This is a genomic window from Geodermatophilus bullaregiensis, from assembly GCF_016907675.1.
In the GTDB taxonomy this organism is placed as follows: Bacteria; Actinomycetota; Actinomycetes; order Mycobacteriales; family Geodermatophilaceae; genus Geodermatophilus; species Geodermatophilus bullaregiensis.
The window spans coordinates 2,756,979-2,771,849 of the sequence record NZ_JAFBCJ010000001.1 but is presented as its reverse complement, the minus strand read 5'-3'; the positions used below and the strand labels follow the sequence as shown (position 1 = coordinate 2,771,849).

General features: G+C 71.7%; 16 protein-coding genes. 7 read left to right on the top strand and 9 right to left on the bottom strand.

Going from position 1 to position 14,871, the window contains the following annotated elements; all coding sequences use genetic code 11:
- Nucleotides 1-22: 22 nt before the first annotated feature.
- The 4 genes from JOD57_RS27285 to JOD57_RS13090 form a co-directional block, all read right to left on the bottom strand.
- Nucleotides 23-526, bottom strand: a complete 504-nt coding sequence (locus JOD57_RS27285) for an ASCH domain-containing protein (protein ID WP_372440301.1) — start codon at nucleotides 524-526, stop codon at nucleotides 23-25.
- On the bottom strand, nucleotides 526-2,022 hold the full coding sequence (locus tag JOD57_RS13100) for a GNAT family N-acetyltransferase (RefSeq protein ID WP_204692423.1): 1,497 nt from the start codon (nucleotides 2,020-2,022) through the stop codon (nucleotides 526-528). The genes JOD57_RS27285 and JOD57_RS13100 overlap by 1 nt, the downstream gene beginning before the upstream one ends.
- Before the next feature lie 887 nt (nucleotides 2,023-2,909).
- Entirely contained in the window at nucleotides 2,910-3,710 is an 801-nt protein-coding gene (locus tag JOD57_RS13095; protein WP_204692422.1) for a hypothetical protein, read from the bottom strand.
- A 41-nt stretch (nucleotides 3,711-3,751) separates the two neighbouring features.
- Nucleotides 3,752-4,624: an ATP-binding cassette domain-containing protein gene (locus JOD57_RS13090; RefSeq protein WP_204692421.1), complete on the bottom strand. Its 873-nt coding sequence runs from the start codon at nucleotides 4,622-4,624 to the stop codon at nucleotides 3,752-3,754.
- A 187-nt stretch (nucleotides 4,625-4,811) separates the two neighbouring features.
- Between JOD57_RS13090 and JOD57_RS13085 the strand changes: the two genes are divergently transcribed.
- Together JOD57_RS13085 and JOD57_RS13080 are read left to right on the top strand one after the other, a co-directional pair.
- On the top strand, nucleotides 4,812-5,954 hold the full coding sequence (locus tag JOD57_RS13085) for a sensor histidine kinase (RefSeq protein ID WP_204692420.1): 1,143 nt from the start codon (nucleotides 4,812-4,814) through the stop codon (nucleotides 5,952-5,954).
- Nucleotides 5,951-6,619 carry a response regulator transcription factor gene (locus JOD57_RS13080; protein ID WP_204692419.1) on the top strand — a complete coding sequence of 223 codons (669 nt, stop codon included), beginning with the start codon at nucleotides 5,951-5,953 and terminating at the stop codon, nucleotides 6,617-6,619. Before JOD57_RS13085 ends, JOD57_RS13080 begins: the two co-directional genes overlap by 4 nt.
- Nucleotides 6,620-6,643: 24 nt before the next feature.
- Here JOD57_RS13080 and JOD57_RS13075 read toward each other — a convergent pair whose 3' ends face one another.
- Genes JOD57_RS13075 through JOD57_RS13065 form a run of 3 tightly spaced genes read right to left on the bottom strand, consistent with a single transcriptional unit; the run spans nucleotide 6,644 to nucleotide 9,302 of the window.
- A complete protein-coding gene (locus tag JOD57_RS13075) occupies nucleotides 6,644-7,582 on the bottom strand; it encodes an oxidoreductase (protein ID WP_204692418.1) in 939 nt (312 codons plus the stop codon).
- A gap of 9 nt (nucleotides 7,583-7,591) precedes the next feature.
- Entirely contained in the window at nucleotides 7,592-8,149 is a 558-nt protein-coding gene (locus JOD57_RS13070) for a hypothetical protein (protein ID WP_204692417.1), read from the bottom strand.
- A gap of 19 nt (nucleotides 8,150-8,168) precedes the next feature.
- A complete protein-coding gene (locus JOD57_RS13065) occupies nucleotides 8,169-9,302 on the bottom strand; it encodes a serine hydrolase domain-containing protein (protein WP_204692416.1) in 1,134 nt (377 codons plus the stop codon).
- Nucleotides 9,303-9,471: 169 nt separating this feature from the next.
- Between JOD57_RS13065 and JOD57_RS13060 the strand changes: the two genes are divergently transcribed.
- A complete protein-coding gene (locus JOD57_RS13060) occupies nucleotides 9,472-10,302 on the top strand; it encodes an SDR family oxidoreductase (RefSeq protein ID WP_204692415.1) in 831 nt (276 codons plus the stop codon).
- Between the two features lie 63 nt (nucleotides 10,303-10,365).
- On the opposite strand, the gene JOD57_RS13055 is transcribed toward JOD57_RS13060, so the two are convergent.
- Nucleotides 10,366-10,737 (bottom strand): PPOX class F420-dependent oxidoreductase, encoded by a 372-nt coding sequence (locus JOD57_RS13055; RefSeq protein WP_204692414.1) that lies wholly within the window; start codon nucleotides 10,735-10,737, stop codon nucleotides 10,366-10,368.
- A gap of 144 nt (nucleotides 10,738-10,881) precedes the next feature.
- Here JOD57_RS13055 and JOD57_RS13050 point away from each other — a divergent pair, with 144 nt between their 5' ends.
- Together JOD57_RS13050 and JOD57_RS13045 are read left to right on the top strand one after the other, a co-directional pair.
- Entirely contained in the window at nucleotides 10,882-11,313 is a 432-nt protein-coding gene (locus JOD57_RS13050) for a MarR family winged helix-turn-helix transcriptional regulator (protein WP_204692413.1), read from the top strand.
- Between the two features lie 68 nt (nucleotides 11,314-11,381).
- Nucleotides 11,382-11,534, top strand: coding sequence for a hypothetical protein (locus JOD57_RS13045; protein ID WP_204692412.1), 153 nt, complete (start codon nucleotides 11,382-11,384; stop codon nucleotides 11,532-11,534).
- Between the two features lie 73 nt (nucleotides 11,535-11,607).
- On the opposite strand, the gene JOD57_RS13040 is transcribed toward JOD57_RS13045, so the two are convergent.
- Nucleotides 11,608-12,684 (bottom strand): alkene reductase, encoded by a 1,077-nt coding sequence (locus JOD57_RS13040; RefSeq protein WP_204692411.1) that lies wholly within the window; start codon nucleotides 12,682-12,684, stop codon nucleotides 11,608-11,610.
- Nucleotides 12,685-12,813: 129 nt separating this feature from the next.
- On the opposite strand from JOD57_RS13040, the gene JOD57_RS13035 reads away from it, so the two are divergent.
- Nucleotides 12,814-13,686, top strand: a complete 873-nt coding sequence (locus JOD57_RS13035; RefSeq protein ID WP_204692410.1) for an HTD2 family dehydratase — start codon at nucleotides 12,814-12,816, stop codon at nucleotides 13,684-13,686.
- On the top strand, nucleotides 13,683-14,837 hold the full coding sequence (locus JOD57_RS13030; RefSeq protein WP_204692409.1) for an acyl-CoA dehydrogenase family protein: 1,155 nt from the start codon (nucleotides 13,683-13,685) through the stop codon (nucleotides 14,835-14,837). The genes JOD57_RS13035 and JOD57_RS13030 overlap by 4 nt, the downstream gene beginning before the upstream one ends.
- Nucleotides 14,838-14,871 lie beyond the last annotated feature (34 nt).

The following is a 14,871-nucleotide window of genomic DNA, read 5'->3' as shown; positions in this document are numbered from 1 at the left end:
GTCTTACTGGCAAATGCCGAAGTCAGACTAGCAGCGCACCGTCGCATCGATGACCACGGACAGATAAATTGCTTGCAATCTTCCAAGCCGCAAAGAGTAGCTCGAGGCACTTGTCACAAAGGGAGAGCTGCTGCGGCTGCGCGTCCCGGATTTGACTTAGGACATTCTCGTCAACGTAAGTGAAACTTTGAGGTACAGCTGGACTAGGTATCATTCGGGTCAGCGGCATTGGCTCGCGGTAACGCCATACCTCGCCTACCATTATCCCAGCTGCACTCGCCGAGCCCTCATAATAATTCCGGTACGCGCCGGCCTCAATGCAGCCGACCGAACGATAGGCCTTCCATAGTTCCTGAGGCGTCCCCTGCACAATGCCGCTCACAGAGAACTCACCCACGACACTCTTAAGTGGCGACGTGGCATAGATGACCACCGTCTGCACATCCGGCGCAAGTGGACGCTTGCGAAACTCGATCCTCTTTTTTCCAGCCAAGATGGCCTCCGCATAACGCGGATGAATTGCCATTAGGGCCGTGCGGCCAGTTGCTGATGCACCCATGTCGCGCCCCGCTCTCGTACCTGCGTGATCGACTGCGGCCATGATGTCAACACCTCCTGCTGTTGAAGCTCTTCGAGCCCCCAGGAAGGTTCGATGAAGCGATCCTGCCTGAACAGGATCGCAAGAGCCCCACCGACACGCGAGCACATCTGAGCAATCTCGGACGGAGTGTATACGGTGCGTCTACCCACGAAGCTAGCGACCTCGACACTATCCGCCGACCTGAGCGTTTCTTCTACTACACCTACAGCCGTAATCGACTTATCCGGTCCAGACTGGTAGAACAAGAGAGTGTCGCCTGGCAATATGCGACGGGTCGAACTGTTGCAGATGTAGGCTTTTCTGAGGGCATTGCCCCACGGATGCGTTAGGACCGCTGGGTCGGAAAGAGGCAACAGGAGCTGTTCCCCTCTCTCCTCTTCGGCGTTGGGAGCATCCGGGAATAGCTGTGTATGCCACTTGGGGATGATAGGTACCACGAAGACGTGACCTGCGCCTAGAATGGCGGGGGGGCCAAACATAATGTTGTACCCAAGAGCATCGGTCCATTGCTCTTCTGGCGACGGTCGACGGCGCTTCATCAGCACCAGTTCGTCACCTTCTTTCACTGCACTCTGGATGAAGCCGAAGCTATTCAGCAACGCTACGAGGGCTTGATGTTTTGAGTACACCTCCACATAAAGTGACCCATCCCGGCCGGCCCAATCCTGAAATATCGCCTTAAGTAGCAACTCGCCATACTTACTTCCCGAGTAGTCAGCATCAACCTTAAGAGTAGCGATCTTCGTGATTGGCACGGGAAAGTCATAAGAACTGCTCGCTTCGCGACGCTTAACGATGGCTAGGGCAGCGTACTTGCCGTCGTCAAATACCACATAGCAATCACGATTATCGTTATCCGGGCGGACTTTCTCGTTTAGCCAGTCATCAAACCCCGGATAGTCCTCCCTCAGCGACTCGAAAATCTCCTGCTCTCCGTCGAGCGCATAGCTGGCTACTCGAGACACTTTCGGCGGCGGCGTACTAATCGCGGGCGCCAACTGCTCAAGCATGGACACCGCATCAGAGATGCTAAGGACGCGATCTCCAAGGCCAGCGCGTGCTGCTCTGCGCCTGAGCCTTCCATCCTCGGTTATGAGGTAGACCACCGCTTTGTTGTATAAGGCGGCTAGGAGGCGCAAGTCCCTGTGATCGTTCGATCCGACAGCTACGGCTGGAAGGCGCTCCGAGAGTGACTTCGGTATCGTCCCCTCCTGCAACTCGGGATATTTTTGTAGTTCCGCGAGTCTTTGGGCTAAGCGTGATAAATCAGCTCCTTCGCGCAAGTCATCAGCGGAGGCTGGGTGCACAAAGAGTCGGTGTTGCTGTTCGCTCACCAACCGTACGAGGCGCGCCGCAGGCTCGGTCGCAGCCTCCAGGGCCCCTGCGAACGGTTCGAGCGCGATGAAGACGTTGGTGTCCATGAGGAGGCGCAGAGCCTGCGCTGCACTCACTGACCCTTCCACACAACCAGTATCAACCCAAGCTGTCCGAGCGGCCGCTCGGCAAGCATGACCGAGCGGCCTAGGGGCAATCTCCGGCGTCGTCTAGCGGACGGCCGAACAGTCCCCTTGCTTAGTCGACTACAGGTTGTCGAACCTCGTGGCTGCTCGTAGACTCCTCCTTGCGTGTAGCTGCCGCACGCCAGCCGTGCGGCAGGCGTCGAAAATCAACCACCCGACTCACGTCACCTTGCAGCTGAACAGCCTGCTGACTCACTATGGTTGAGCGCCTCAGCGCATCGACCTTGAAGGGGACGGTTCCAGGGCAGCCGATCCCACCTTGAGCATTGGGGCGCGCCAGTGGCACCAAGTACACCGCCCATGGCGTCCGAAGCAGCGTCGAGAGTATGGCGCAGCACATGTTGGCAGAGGTTGCAGCCGGCTTCGCGTTGGAGGTTGGGGTAGGGCGGGTGGCCGTCAACCAGCTCAAGATGAGCACTAGGCGTTTAGGTTCATTAGTGCGGAATTGCTGACGCTCAGATGACAGTAGCTCCTACGAATACTAGACCCTAGGTATGCCCGCAATTTCAGATTATGGAGTGGTCGAAGATTGCTCCAAGGCCTTCCCGCGGCGGCCATGGAAAACGTGGCTTAATAGAAGCCTTCCATCATGGCGCGCAGCCGGAGCCGCTGGTCTCGTCGATTCGAAACCTCCTCACCGACGGGAATGCGATGATTGGGGAGCTGTCCGACCGTCGCCAAGTGTCGTCGTCGGCTGGCTCCTCGGCCGCCGTAGGGACTGACGAGGACACGCTGAGGGTCCCCTCGATGGGATCGAGGGGACCCTCAGCGCGTGGTGTTGACGCCAGTCAGGCCACCGAGCGGCGGCGGGTGATGAGCACTCCCGCGATGGTGGAGACGACCACCCAGCCGGCGATCACCGCGATCGGCGTCGTCGCCGCCCCCTGCTGGGCCAGCACCGTGATCGCGCCCGCCGGGTCCAGCTTCTCCGCGATCTCCGGCTCCACCGAGTTCAGCACCGGCAGGATGCCGAGCACCGTCAGGTAGGTCCCGGTCATCGCGGCGGCCGAGTTGCCCACCGCGGCACCGATCCCGGCCCCGATGACGGCGAACGCCGCCCCGGAGGCGATCACCGCGGCCACGGCCTGTGCGGTCCCGACCCACGAGACCCCGGCGGTGAAGAGCGCCAGCGCTCCGACGGCGCCGGCGACGCCGAGGGAAGCCAACAGCAGCCCGAGGAGGGCCATGGCCGCGGCCTTCGCGGCCAGCACCCGGCCCCGCTGGGGCACCAGCAGGTACGTCGTCTGCACGCTCTTGTGCGTCCACTCCCCTGCGGTCGAGAGCACACCGAGGGCGAGCAGGACCAGCGCGATCAGCATCCCCATGATGCCGAGGGCCATCGCGGCGACGACCCCGCCACCGCTGGTCACGGTGGCCAGCAGGACGCCGAGCGGCCCCACCAGCACGGCCAGCGCGGCCACCGACCGGCCGGAGCGGGTGGACAGGGACTTGCGGATCTCCAGGCCGGTCAGCGCCGGGAAGGACGGACCGGTCCGCCGGGCGGTCGAGCCGGCGACCGGGACGACGGCAGCCGGGACGACGGCGGTGGGGACGACGGCGGTGGGGGTGGGGGTGAGGGTGGTGCTCATGTCAGGTGCCTCTCGTTGCGACGTGGTCCGGGTGGGGTTCATCAGGCATCGGTGAGCTGGAAGAACAGCTCCTCCAGGCCCTGCTCGGAGGGCCGCAGGTCGATCAGGGCGTGGCCGCCGGCTGCCGCCAGCGCACCGATCCGGTCCGGCGAGGCACCCGGCACGACGAGGACGCCGCCGTCCCGGTGCTGCACCTCGAGCCCGGCGGCCGAGAGCGCCGTCTCGAAGGACGCCGCGTCGGCCGCGCGCACCGCCGTCCCGTCGCCGGCCAGGAGCTCGCCGATGGGACCGTCGGCGACGATCCGCCCCGAGCCGATGACCAGCAGCCGGTCGACGGTGTGCTCGACCTCGCCGAGCAGGTGGCTGGACAACAGCACCGTCCCGCCGCGGGCTGCGTGGCCGCGCAGGAGGTCGCGCATCCAGCGGATGCCCTCCGGGTCCAGGCCGTTGGCCGGCTCGTCGAACATCAGCACCGGCGGGTCGGCCAGCAGCGCCGCCGCGATCCCGAGCCGCTGCCGCATGCCGAGCGAGTAGCCGCCGATCCGGCGACCGCCGGCTGCCGTGAGGTCGACCATCTCGAGCACCTCGTCGACCCGCGGAGCCGGGACGCCGATGGTCGCGGCCAGCAGCCGCAGGTGCGTCAGCCCGGTGCGTCCGGGGTGCACCGCCGCGGCGTCGAGCAGCGTGCCCATGACCGCTCCCGGGTTGGGGAGGGAGGTGTAGGGCCTGCCGGCGACCAGCGCGGTGCCGGACGACGCGGGCACCAGCCCGGTGACCATCCGCATGGTGGTGCTCTTGCCGGCGCCGTTAGGGCCGAGGAAGCCGGTCACCGTGCCGGGCTCCAGCTCGAACGACACCCGGTCGACGACCGTCCGGCCGCCGTACTCCTTGGTCAGTCCGCTGACCGTGATCATCGTGGGCTCCTCGTCGTGTCCGCCGTGGTGGTGATGCACAGAGAACCGCGGCGGGCCCGTCGTCCGTGTCAGCCGGGAGCCTCGAACGTGCTGGTCGGAGGTCTCGTCCCGGTCATCCGAAAGTCGACGTCGGCGGTCATCCCACGGCCGACCCGACGGCGACGACCACCGTCCTACGCTGCTGCGCATGGGGCTCCGCGCGCGGCTGTGGCCGGGCCTCTCGACGCGCAGCGTCTGGTTCGAGGTGCTCATCGCCGTCCTCGGCGGGCTGAGCGTCCGAGCGGTCGAGTGGACACCCGGCCCCGCCCCGGTGCCCGTCTCCGTGACCACCACGGCGTCGATCGGCGTCGGCCTGCTGCTGCTCTTCCTGCGCCGGCGGGCCCCGCTGGTCCCCTTCCTCGCGGCCGCTGCGGTGGGCGCGGTCGCCCCGGCTGTCGGCGGCGCCATCCCGCTGGGCGCCTACGCCGTGGGCCGCTACACCGACCGCTGGCCGGTCCGGGCGGTCGCGGGGGTCGCCGGATCGGTCGCGGTCAGCCAGTTCTGGACCGAGCCCTCGCTCGGCGAGGTGGTCGGCGGTCTCGCGGGCGTCGCGTTCGTCGTCCTGCTCCCCGGCGCCATCGGCGCGTGGGTGCGCGCCCGCGCCGACCTGATGACGGCGCTCACCGAGCGGGCCGAGCGGGCCGAGGCCGAGCGGGAGCTCCTGGCGCGCGAGGCCATCGCCGCCGAGCGCGCCCGCATCGCCCGGGAGATGCACGACGCCGTCGGCCACCGGGTGAGCCTCATGGTGCTGCAGGCCGGCGCCATCGAGATGGCCGCGGCCGACCGCGAGCGGGTCGAGCAGCTCGCCTGCCACGTGCAGCGCGCCGGCCGGCAGGCCCTCGACGAGCTGCGGCAGGCGGTCGGCGTGCTCCGCGCCGGCGAGGACGACGGTGCACCCCTCACCCCGCAGCCGGGACTCGACGACCTCGAGCGGCTGGTCAAGGAGTGCCGCGCCGCCGGGATGTCGGTCGAGCTGACCGGTCCCCCGGCCGACGCGGCCCCGGTCGAACCCGCCGTCTCCCGGGCGGCCTACCGCATCGTGCAGGAGGCGCTGACCAACGCGGGCAAGCACGCGCCCGGCGCTCCGGTGCACGTCGACGTCGCCCGCGAGCCCGGGCAGCTCGTCGTCCGCGTGGTCAACGGGACGCCCGCCGAGTCCGCCGGCCCCGGCTCCGGCGGGGGCTTCGGTCTCGTCGGGCTCAGCGAGCGGGTGCGCACGCTGGACGGCCGGCTGCGCACCGAGCCGCGCCTGGACGGCGGCTTCCTCGTCGAGGCGGTGCTCCCGGCATGACGGGGACGCCGATCCGGGTGCTGCTGGTCGACGACGAGGAGCTCGTGCGCTTCGGGCTGCGCACCGTGCTGGAGTCGACGGGCGGCTTCGAGGTGGTCGCCGAGGCCGCCAACGGCGCCGAGGGGGTGCGGGCGGCGGAGCAGCTGCGCCCGGACGTCGTCCTCGTCGACATCCGCATGCCGATGATGGACGGGCTGACGGCGACCAGGCGGATCCTCGCGCTGCCGCACCCGCCGCAGGTCGCCGTCCTCACGACGTTCCACGTGGACGAGTACGTGTACGCGGCGCTGGCCGCCGGGGCCGCCGGCTTCCTGCTCAAGGACACCCCACCCCGGGAGATCGCGGCCGCGGTGCGGGCGGTCGCCGACGGGACGGCGACCCTCTCGCCGAAGGTCACCGCCGCGCTCATCGAGTCCTACGTGGACAAGCGGGCCGCCCCGCGCAAGGCCCAGGCGCTGCGCCGGGTCGCGGGCCTCTCCGACCGCGAGCGCGAGGTGCTGCAGCTGCTGGGCAGCGGCGGGTCGAACGCGGAGCTGGCCGGACGCCTCTTCGTGAGCGAGGCGACGGTGAAGACCTACGTCTCCCGGTTGCTCGCCAAGCTCGACCTGGCCAACCGCACGCAGGCCGCCATCCTCGCCCACGAGGCCGGCCTGCTCGAGGACTGAGACGTCCCGCGGCTGCACCGGGGTTCAGGGGGTGGCCGCGGCAGCGACGTCCAGCGGGGTGCCGGTCTCGCGCTCGGAGACCTGCCACAGGACGTCGATCCGCTCCTGCAGGTGGAGCCGACGCAGGACCGGCCGCCGCACGGCCGGGCCGTGCGAGCCGTACCGCGGCGCGTACAGCTCCCCGCCGCGGGCCCGCGGGTCGGTCGCGGCCCGCAGCTGCGGCCGGGCGCCCTCGAACGGCGACGTCCCCGACCGCGCGGTCACCAGCTCGAAGACCGGACCCAGCCGGCCGGCGCCGCCCTCGCGCACCGCGCGTGCCTGCAGGTCGGTGTTCGACAGTCCCGGGTGCGCCAGCAGGCTGCTCGCCGCGACACCGGCGGCGGAGAACCGCTGCTGCAGCCCCAGGCCGAAGTGGAGGTTGGCGGCCTTCGACCGCGCGTACGCCGCCCACGGCCCGTACCCCTGCCGCATGTGCGGGTCGGCCGGGTCCAGCCGCCGGGCCCGGTGCCGCGCCGTGCTCGTCACCGTCACCACCCGCGCGGCCGGCGCCCGCAGCAGCGCCGGCAGCAGGTGCGCGGTCAGCGCCCAGTGCCCCAGGTGGTTGACGCCGAGCTGCAGCTCGAACCCGTCGGCCGTCGTCCGCTGCGGCACCGCCATCACGCCGGCGTTGTCGACCAGCAGGTCCACGCGCTCGTGCCGGTCCAGCACCTCCCGCGCGGCCGCGGCCACCGACGACAGGTCGGCCAGGTCCAGCGGCACCACCTGCAGGGACGCCGAGGCGTGGGTCAGCCGGATCCGCGCCTCGGCAGCCGCCGTCTTCTCCGGGTCCCGAGCGGCCATCACCACGTGCGCGCCCGCACCCGCCAGCGCCAGCGCCGTCTGCAGGCCCAGCCCACCGTTGGCCCCGGTCACCACCGCCGTCCGCCCGCTCAGGTCGGGGATGTCGCGCTCGGTCCAGGCCACGCACGAGTCCTACCCGGCGCGCGCCTCCGCCCGCATGGCGACGGCGGTCAGCAGCTCCCACCGGATGGCCGAGCTGCCCGGCCGCACCGCGAGCCAGTAGAGGCCGAAGCGCCGCCGCGTCGCGGCATCGGTCGAGACGACCCGGGTCTCGCAGCTCAGCCGCGTGCCCCCGAGGGCCGGCGTCAGCCGGAACTCCATGCCGACCTTCACCCAGCCCGGCTCCGACCACTCCCGGACACCCGAGGCGTCCAGCACGGGCAGTCGCCTGCCCCCGGTCAGCCGCCAGGCCTGCAGCACGCCGCCGAACACGACGTGCGAGGGCGGGTCGGAGGCCAGCTCCGGGATCGGCACGACGTCGAGGAAGGTCCGGTCCAGCCCGCCGCGGCGGCGCCCCCGCCCGGACAGCACCACCGGCAGGGCCCGCGCCGCGCTGAGCAGGAGCGTGACCGGCAGGGACGAGACCCGCAGCCGGTGCAGCTCCTCCCACACCACCGACGGCGGCGCGTCGATCACCCGCGACTGGCGGGTCACGTGATCGGCCACCGGCACCACGTCGTCGAGGTCCATGCCGCACCTCCCCCGGGCCTCAGCCGAGCGCGCCGTACACCGCCCGGGTGTAGGCCTCGCTGCGGTCCGAGCCCAGGATGCCCGGTGCCATCCGGTTCATCACGTAGCCGATCGTCAGCCGGCGGTCGAGGTCCATGACGATCATCGACCCTCCCCAGCCGCCCCAGAAGAAGGTCCGCCCCTCCGGCACGTACGGGACGATCGGCGACCCGAGGCAGTAGCCGATGCCGAAGCGGAACGGCACCCCGAGGACGAGGTCCACGCCGTCGGACTGCTGGTCGAAGACCAGGTCGATCGTCTCCGGCGACAGCAGCCGCACGCCGCCGGCCTCGCCGCCGAGCGACATCACCCGCAGCACCCGCACCAGCCCGCGGGCGTTCGTGTGCCCGTTGAGCGCGCCCAGGTCGGCGCGGCGCCACTCCGGTGAGTTGGCCGCCCTCGCCGAGGCGACCGGGCCGGTGAAGGTCTTGACCATGACCGACTCCGGGTCCTGGGTCCGCGGGTCGTCGTCCGAGGGCCGCGGGGGGACGACGGGCGCGATCCGGTCCCAGTCCGACTCGCGGGCACCGATCTGGTAGTCCGCACCCAGCGGCCGGGCGATCTCGGTGGCCACGAACTGCTTGAACGTGGTGTTGGTGATCCGCCGGACGACCTCGCCGACCAGGTGTCCCTGGTTGTTCGCGTGGTAGCCCGACGCCGTCCCCGGCTCCCACCAGGGCGCCTGCTGCGCCAGCCGCTCGGTCGCGGTCTGCCAGTCGTACATGTCCCTGATCGAGAACGGCGGGTCCCAGCCGGAGACGCCCGACGTGTGCGACATCAGGTGCCGCACCCGGACGTCCTTCTTGCCCCTGGCCGCGAACTCCGGCCAGTAGTCGGCGACCGGCGCGTGGACGTCGAGCTCGCCGCGCTCCACCAGCACCAGCGCGGCGAGGGCGAGCACGGTCTTCGTCGTCGACCAGCCGTTGACGATCGTGTCCTCGGTCCACGGCGTCGTCCGCTGCTCGTCGCGGTACCCGCCCCACAGGTCGACGACGGTCTCCCCGTCGAGGTCGACGGCGATCGACGCCCCCAGCTCGTCGCCGTCCAGCTGCCGCTCCAGCTCCTCCCGCACCCCGGAGAACCGGTCGTCGCAGCTGCCGTGCACCTCGGCCATGGAACCTCCTCGTCCCGCGCGACCCCGGTGTCGCGCCCCAGGGGATCAGACCACGACACGCAGCCGGCACGGCCGCGGAACAGATCCCCGGTCGTCGTCCTTCGTCCGGTCAGCGGCCCGCGACGTCGTCCGCGGGCGTTCCGCCGTCCCCCGTGCGAGGAGAGCACCCGTGCCCAAGACCTGGTTCATCACCGGCGCGTCCCGCGGCTTCGGCCGCGAGTGGACCATCGCCGCCCTGGAGCGCGGCGACACCGTCGCCGCCACCGCCCGCGACACGACGACCCTCGACGACCTGGTCGCGCGGTTCGGCGACGCCGTCCTCCCCATCGCGCTCGACGTGGACGACCGGGACGCCGTGTTCGCCGCCGTCGCCCGGGCGCACGAGCACCTCGGCCGGCTCGACGTCGTCGTCAACAACGCCGGCTACGGCCAGTTCGGGATGATCGAGGAGGTCTCCGAGGCCGAGGCGCGTGCCCAGTTCGACACCAACGTCTTCGGCGCGCTGTTCGTCACGCAGGCCGCGCTGCCGTACCTGCGCGCGCAGGGCTCCGGCCACGTCCTGCAGGTGAGCAGCATCGGCGGGATCAGCGCGTTCCCGAACATCGGCATCTACAACGCCTCGAAGTGGGCGCTGGAGGCCCTCAGCCAGTCCCTCGCCGCCGAGGTCGCCGACTTCGGCATCAGGGTGACGATCATCGAGCCCGGCGCGTACGCCACCGACTGGGGCGGCGCCTCGGCCAGGACCGCCACCCCCGACCCGGCCTACGACACCTTCCGCGAGAAGGCCGCCGAGCAGCGCAGGGCCCGGGCCGGCGACCCGGGTGACCCGGTGGCGACCCGCGAGGCGGTCCTCCGGGTCGTCGACGCCGAGGACCCGCCGCTGCGCGTCTTCCTCGGCGACGGCCCGCTCGCCATCGCGACCCGCGACTACGAGTCCCGCCTGGCCACCTGGCGCGAGTGGGAACCGGTCTCCGTCGCCGCCCACGGCCGCAGGACCTGACGCTCGTCGACGGGGGTCGCGCAGGTCACGCCACCGCACCCTCGGGCGTTCCCGCAGGGACGTTCAGGCGTCGAGACCCCAGGACACGATCGAGCGCGGGTGGATGCGGATCACCGCCTCGCCGTCCGGCGGCTCGACGAGCTCCACGTCCCCCTGCACGGTCACGCACCGGGGGTGCCACGGCGGCAGGACGTCGTCCACCACGAACGCCGCCCTCGGGTTGGCCTGCGCGTTGCGGTACTTGCGCGTCGAGGAGAAGGACCGCCCGCTGACGTCGATGGTCCCCAGCTCGGCGTCGTAGCTCCACCCGACCGGCACCACGTGCGGCTGCCCCGACGCGTCCGCCGTCGCCAGGCGGCCGAGCCGCCGCTCGCCCAGCAGGTACGCCTGCTCGGCCTCGCTGAAGCGGACCCTCGCCCCGGCCGGCGTCGTCATGCCCGCACCGCCGTCGGGAGGAGGACGACGGGGGCGGGTGCGGACGTGGTCACGGGACACCTCTCTCGGTAGAGTTCGTTAGCCGCCTAACGACCCATCAGGAGGTTAGGCGCATAACCATCGACGCCGCAAGAGGAGCCGCCCGTGGACCCCACCCGCGCCAAGCAGGTCAACGACGCCGTCCGCGCCCTGGCGATGCGCCACCGTGCCGCCGCGGCGGAGCTGCTGGCCCCGCTGGGTCTGCACCCCGGCCAGGAGGTCCTGCTGCTCGAGCTGCACGCGCACGGTGAACGGACGCAGGTCCAGCTGGCGGCGGCCAGCGGCTGCGAGCCCCCCACCATCACCGGCAGCGTGCGCAAGCTGGAGAGCGCCGGGCTGGTCGTCCGCTGCCCGTCGCCGACCGACGGGCGGGTGACCATCGTGGAGCTCTCCGACCGCGGCCGGTCGCTGGTGCCGGCGCTCGAGGCCGCGTGGTGCGAGCTCGCCGAGCGGACCCTGTCCGGGCTGTCCGGCGACCGCGACCGGGCTCCCGCCCTCCTCGGCGAGATGGCGACCGGGCTGGCCACCCGCGGCTGAGCGACCCGCTGGACCACGCGGCGGCGGTTGCGTGATGAGGGCCTTCCGTGAACGTACCGCCACCTGCTGTGAGTGATGAGCGGAACGGATCCGTCTGTCTGCAGGCCCTCGGGGTGGACGGCGGCCAGGGCTGGTACTTCGGCCGCCCGGCACCCGCCGACACCCTGGTGGACGAGGGCCCCGGCCTCGCCCCGCCGGCCGCGGCGTCGCTGGCGGGGTGAGAGACCCTGCGCGGCGGCCCCCTCCGGGGCACCGCACCGTGCGTGGGAGGGGTGGGGAGGAGGGGGTCCTTCCTCAGCTGGCGCGCAGCGCCGGGTAGTCGGTGTAGCCCTCGGCGCCGGGCGCGTAGAACAGGTGCGGCCTCGGCTCGTTCTCCGGGTGCTCGCCGGCCCAGCGCTCGACCAGGTCGGGGTTGGCGATGACCGCCCGGCCCACGGCGACGACGTCGGCGTGCGCGGCCTCGACGAGGGCGATCGCCTCGTCGCGGGTGGTCACCGAGCGGAAGCCGCTGTTGACCATGAGCGGCCCGCCGAAGCGCTCCCGCAGCTCCTGCACCAGGTCGCCGGCCGGCTCGGCGTGCAGCACCGAGAGGTAGGCCAGCCCGAGCGGCCGCAGCCGGTCGACCAGCGTGCCGTAGGTGGCGCGGACGTCGTCGCGGTCGGTCTCGTACGCGTCCTGGATGTCGTGCTCCGGCGAGATGCGCAGGCCGACGCGGCCGGCACCGATCGCCTCGGCGACCGCGGTCACGACCTCGACGACGAACCGGGCGCGGTTCTCCGGCGAGCCGCCGTACTCGTCGTCGCGCACGTTGGACGCCGGCGACAGGAACTCGTGCAGCAGGTAGCCGTTGGCGCCGTGGATCTCCACGCCGTCCAGACCGGCCTCGACCGCGCGCTCGGAGGCTCGGACGAAGTCCTGCACGGTGGCGCGGACCTCGTCGGTGGTGAGCGCGTGCGGCACCGGGTAGGGCTGCTTGCCCTTCTCGGTGTGGCCCGCGCCGTCGATGGCGATCGCGCTCGGGGCGACGACGCGGTGGCCGCCGTTGACGTCGGGGTGGGTCACCCGGCCGCCGTGCATGACCTGCACGACGACCCTGCCGCCGCGGGCGTGGACGGCGTCGGCGACGCGGCGCCAGCCGGCGACCTGCTCGTCGGTGACGATGCCGGGCTGGCCGACGAAGGCCTTGCCCTCGATGGTCGGGTAGGTGCCCTCGGTGACGATCAGGCCGATGCCGGCCCGCTGCGCGTAGTAGTCGACGACGAGGTCCCCGGGCACGCCGGACGCACCGGACCGCATGCGGGTCAACGGCGCCATGGCGACGCGGTTGGCCAGCTCGACGTCGCCCAGGGTCACGGGGGAGAAGATGTCCACGGGGGTTCCGACACCCGACCGCGCCGCACCATTCCGGGGTGCGACCGGCCTCACGCCGCCGCCCCTCGTTGCCCCGGCGGCCCCGGTGGACGACGGTCGTGGTGTCCACCGCCGTCCGAGAGGGGTCCCGTGACGCTGCTGTCCGCCGTCGAGGGCTGGGCGCCCGGCCCGGTGACCGAGTCCGCCCGCGTCGAACCCGGTCCCGCGGCCGCCTTCGCCGCGCTGCTCGACCAGCCCTCCCCCGTCCGGGACGACGGCGACCCGCTGCCGCCGGGCTGGCACTGGTTCACCTTCCTCGACCGCCCGGCCACCGCCGACCTCGGCGAGGACGGCCACCCGCGCGACGGGCACTTCCTCCCGCCGGTCCCCCACCGCCGCCGCATGATCGCCGGAGGGCGCACGGAGGTCACCGCGCCGCTGCGGGTCGGCGCCACCGTCGTCCGGACCTCGTCGCTGGTGCGCCGGGAGGCGAAGACCGGGCGCAGCGGCGAGATGCTGCTGGTCACCGTGCGCAGCGAGTACCGCGAGGACGGCCGGCTGCTGCTCACCGAGGAGCAGGACGTCGTCTACCGCTCCCAGCGGGCGGGCTCGTCACCGGCGCCGGCCGGCGCGGGGACACCGGTCGCCGGGCACGGCACCGGCCCCGCCGTCGAGCTGGTCCCCGACGCGCCCCTGCTGTTCCGGTTCAGCGCGCTGACCTACAACGCGCACCGCATCCACTACGACCACCCCTACGCCACCGGCGTCGAGGGTCATCCCGGACTGGTCGTGCACGGCCCGCTGCTCGCCCTGCTGCTGCTCGAGGTCCCGCGCCGCGCGCACGCGGACCGGTCCGTCACGTCCTTCGCCCACCGGCTGACCCGCCCGGCCCACGCCGGCACGCCGGTGCGCGCGACCGGCCGGCTCGACGGCGACCGCCTCGAGCTGACCGCCGCCGCACACGGCTCGGCCGCGTCGATCACCGGCTCGGCGCACCTGTCCCCCGGGAGGACCCCCCGATGACCGAGCTGAGCACCGAGGAGCGCGACGTCGTCGCCGCCGTCCGGGAGTTCGTCGACCGCGAGGTGCGGCCGGTCGCCCGGGAGCTCGAGCACGCCGACACCTACCCCGAGGCGCTGATCGAGCAGATGAAGGCACTCGGCGTCTTCGGCCTCGCGGTGCCCGAGCCGTGGGGCGAGGCGCCGGTGTCGATGCCCTGCTACGCGCTGGTCACCGCCGAGCTCGCCCGCGGCTGGATGTCGCTGGCCGGCGCGATGGGCGGGCACACCGTCGTCGCCAAGCTGCTGGTCGCCTTCGGCACCCGCGAGCAGCAGGACCGCTGGCTCCCGCGGATGGCCACCGGCGAGGTGCGCGCGACGATGGCGCTCACCGAGCCCGGCGGCGGCTCGGACCTGCAGGCCATGACCACCGTCGCGCGGCGGGACGGCGAGGGCTACGTCGTCGACGGCGCCAAGACCTGGATCACCAACTCCCGCCGCTCGCAGCTGATCGCCCTGCTCTGCAAGACCGACCCGGGCGCGCGGCCGCGGCACGCGGGGGTGTCGATCCTGCTGGTCGAGCACGGGCCGGGGCTGACCGTGTCGAAGGACCTGCCCAAGCTCGGCTACAAGGGCGTCGAGAGCTGCGAGCTCACCTTCGACGGGTACCGGGCGCCGGCCGACGCGGTCCTCGGCGGGGTGGAGGGCCACGGCTTCGCGCAGATGATGAAAGGCCTGGAGACCGGCCGGATCCAGGTGGCCGCCCGCGCGCTCGGGGTCGGCCGGGCCGCGCTGGACGACGCGCTGCGCTACGCGCAGGAGCGGGAGAGCTTCGGCAAGCCGATCTGGCGGCACCAGGCGGTGGGCAACCTGTTGGCCGGCATGGCCACCGACCTGACCGCCGCCCGCCAGCTGGTCCTCTACGCCGCGGAGCGGTACGAGACCGGCCGGCGCTGCGACATGGAGGCCGGCATGGCCAAGCTGTTCGCGTCGGAGGCGGCGATGCGGATCGCACTGGACGCCATCCGCGTGCACGGCGGGCACGGCTACTCGACCGAGTTCGACGTCGAGCGCTACTTCCGCGACGCCCCCCTCATGATCGTCGGCGAGGGCACCAACGAGATCCAGCGCGACGTCATCGCCCGGCAGCTGGTCGCCCGCGGCGGGCTCGACTGAGGCAGTGGCCACGGAGGCGTTCCCACGGGAACGC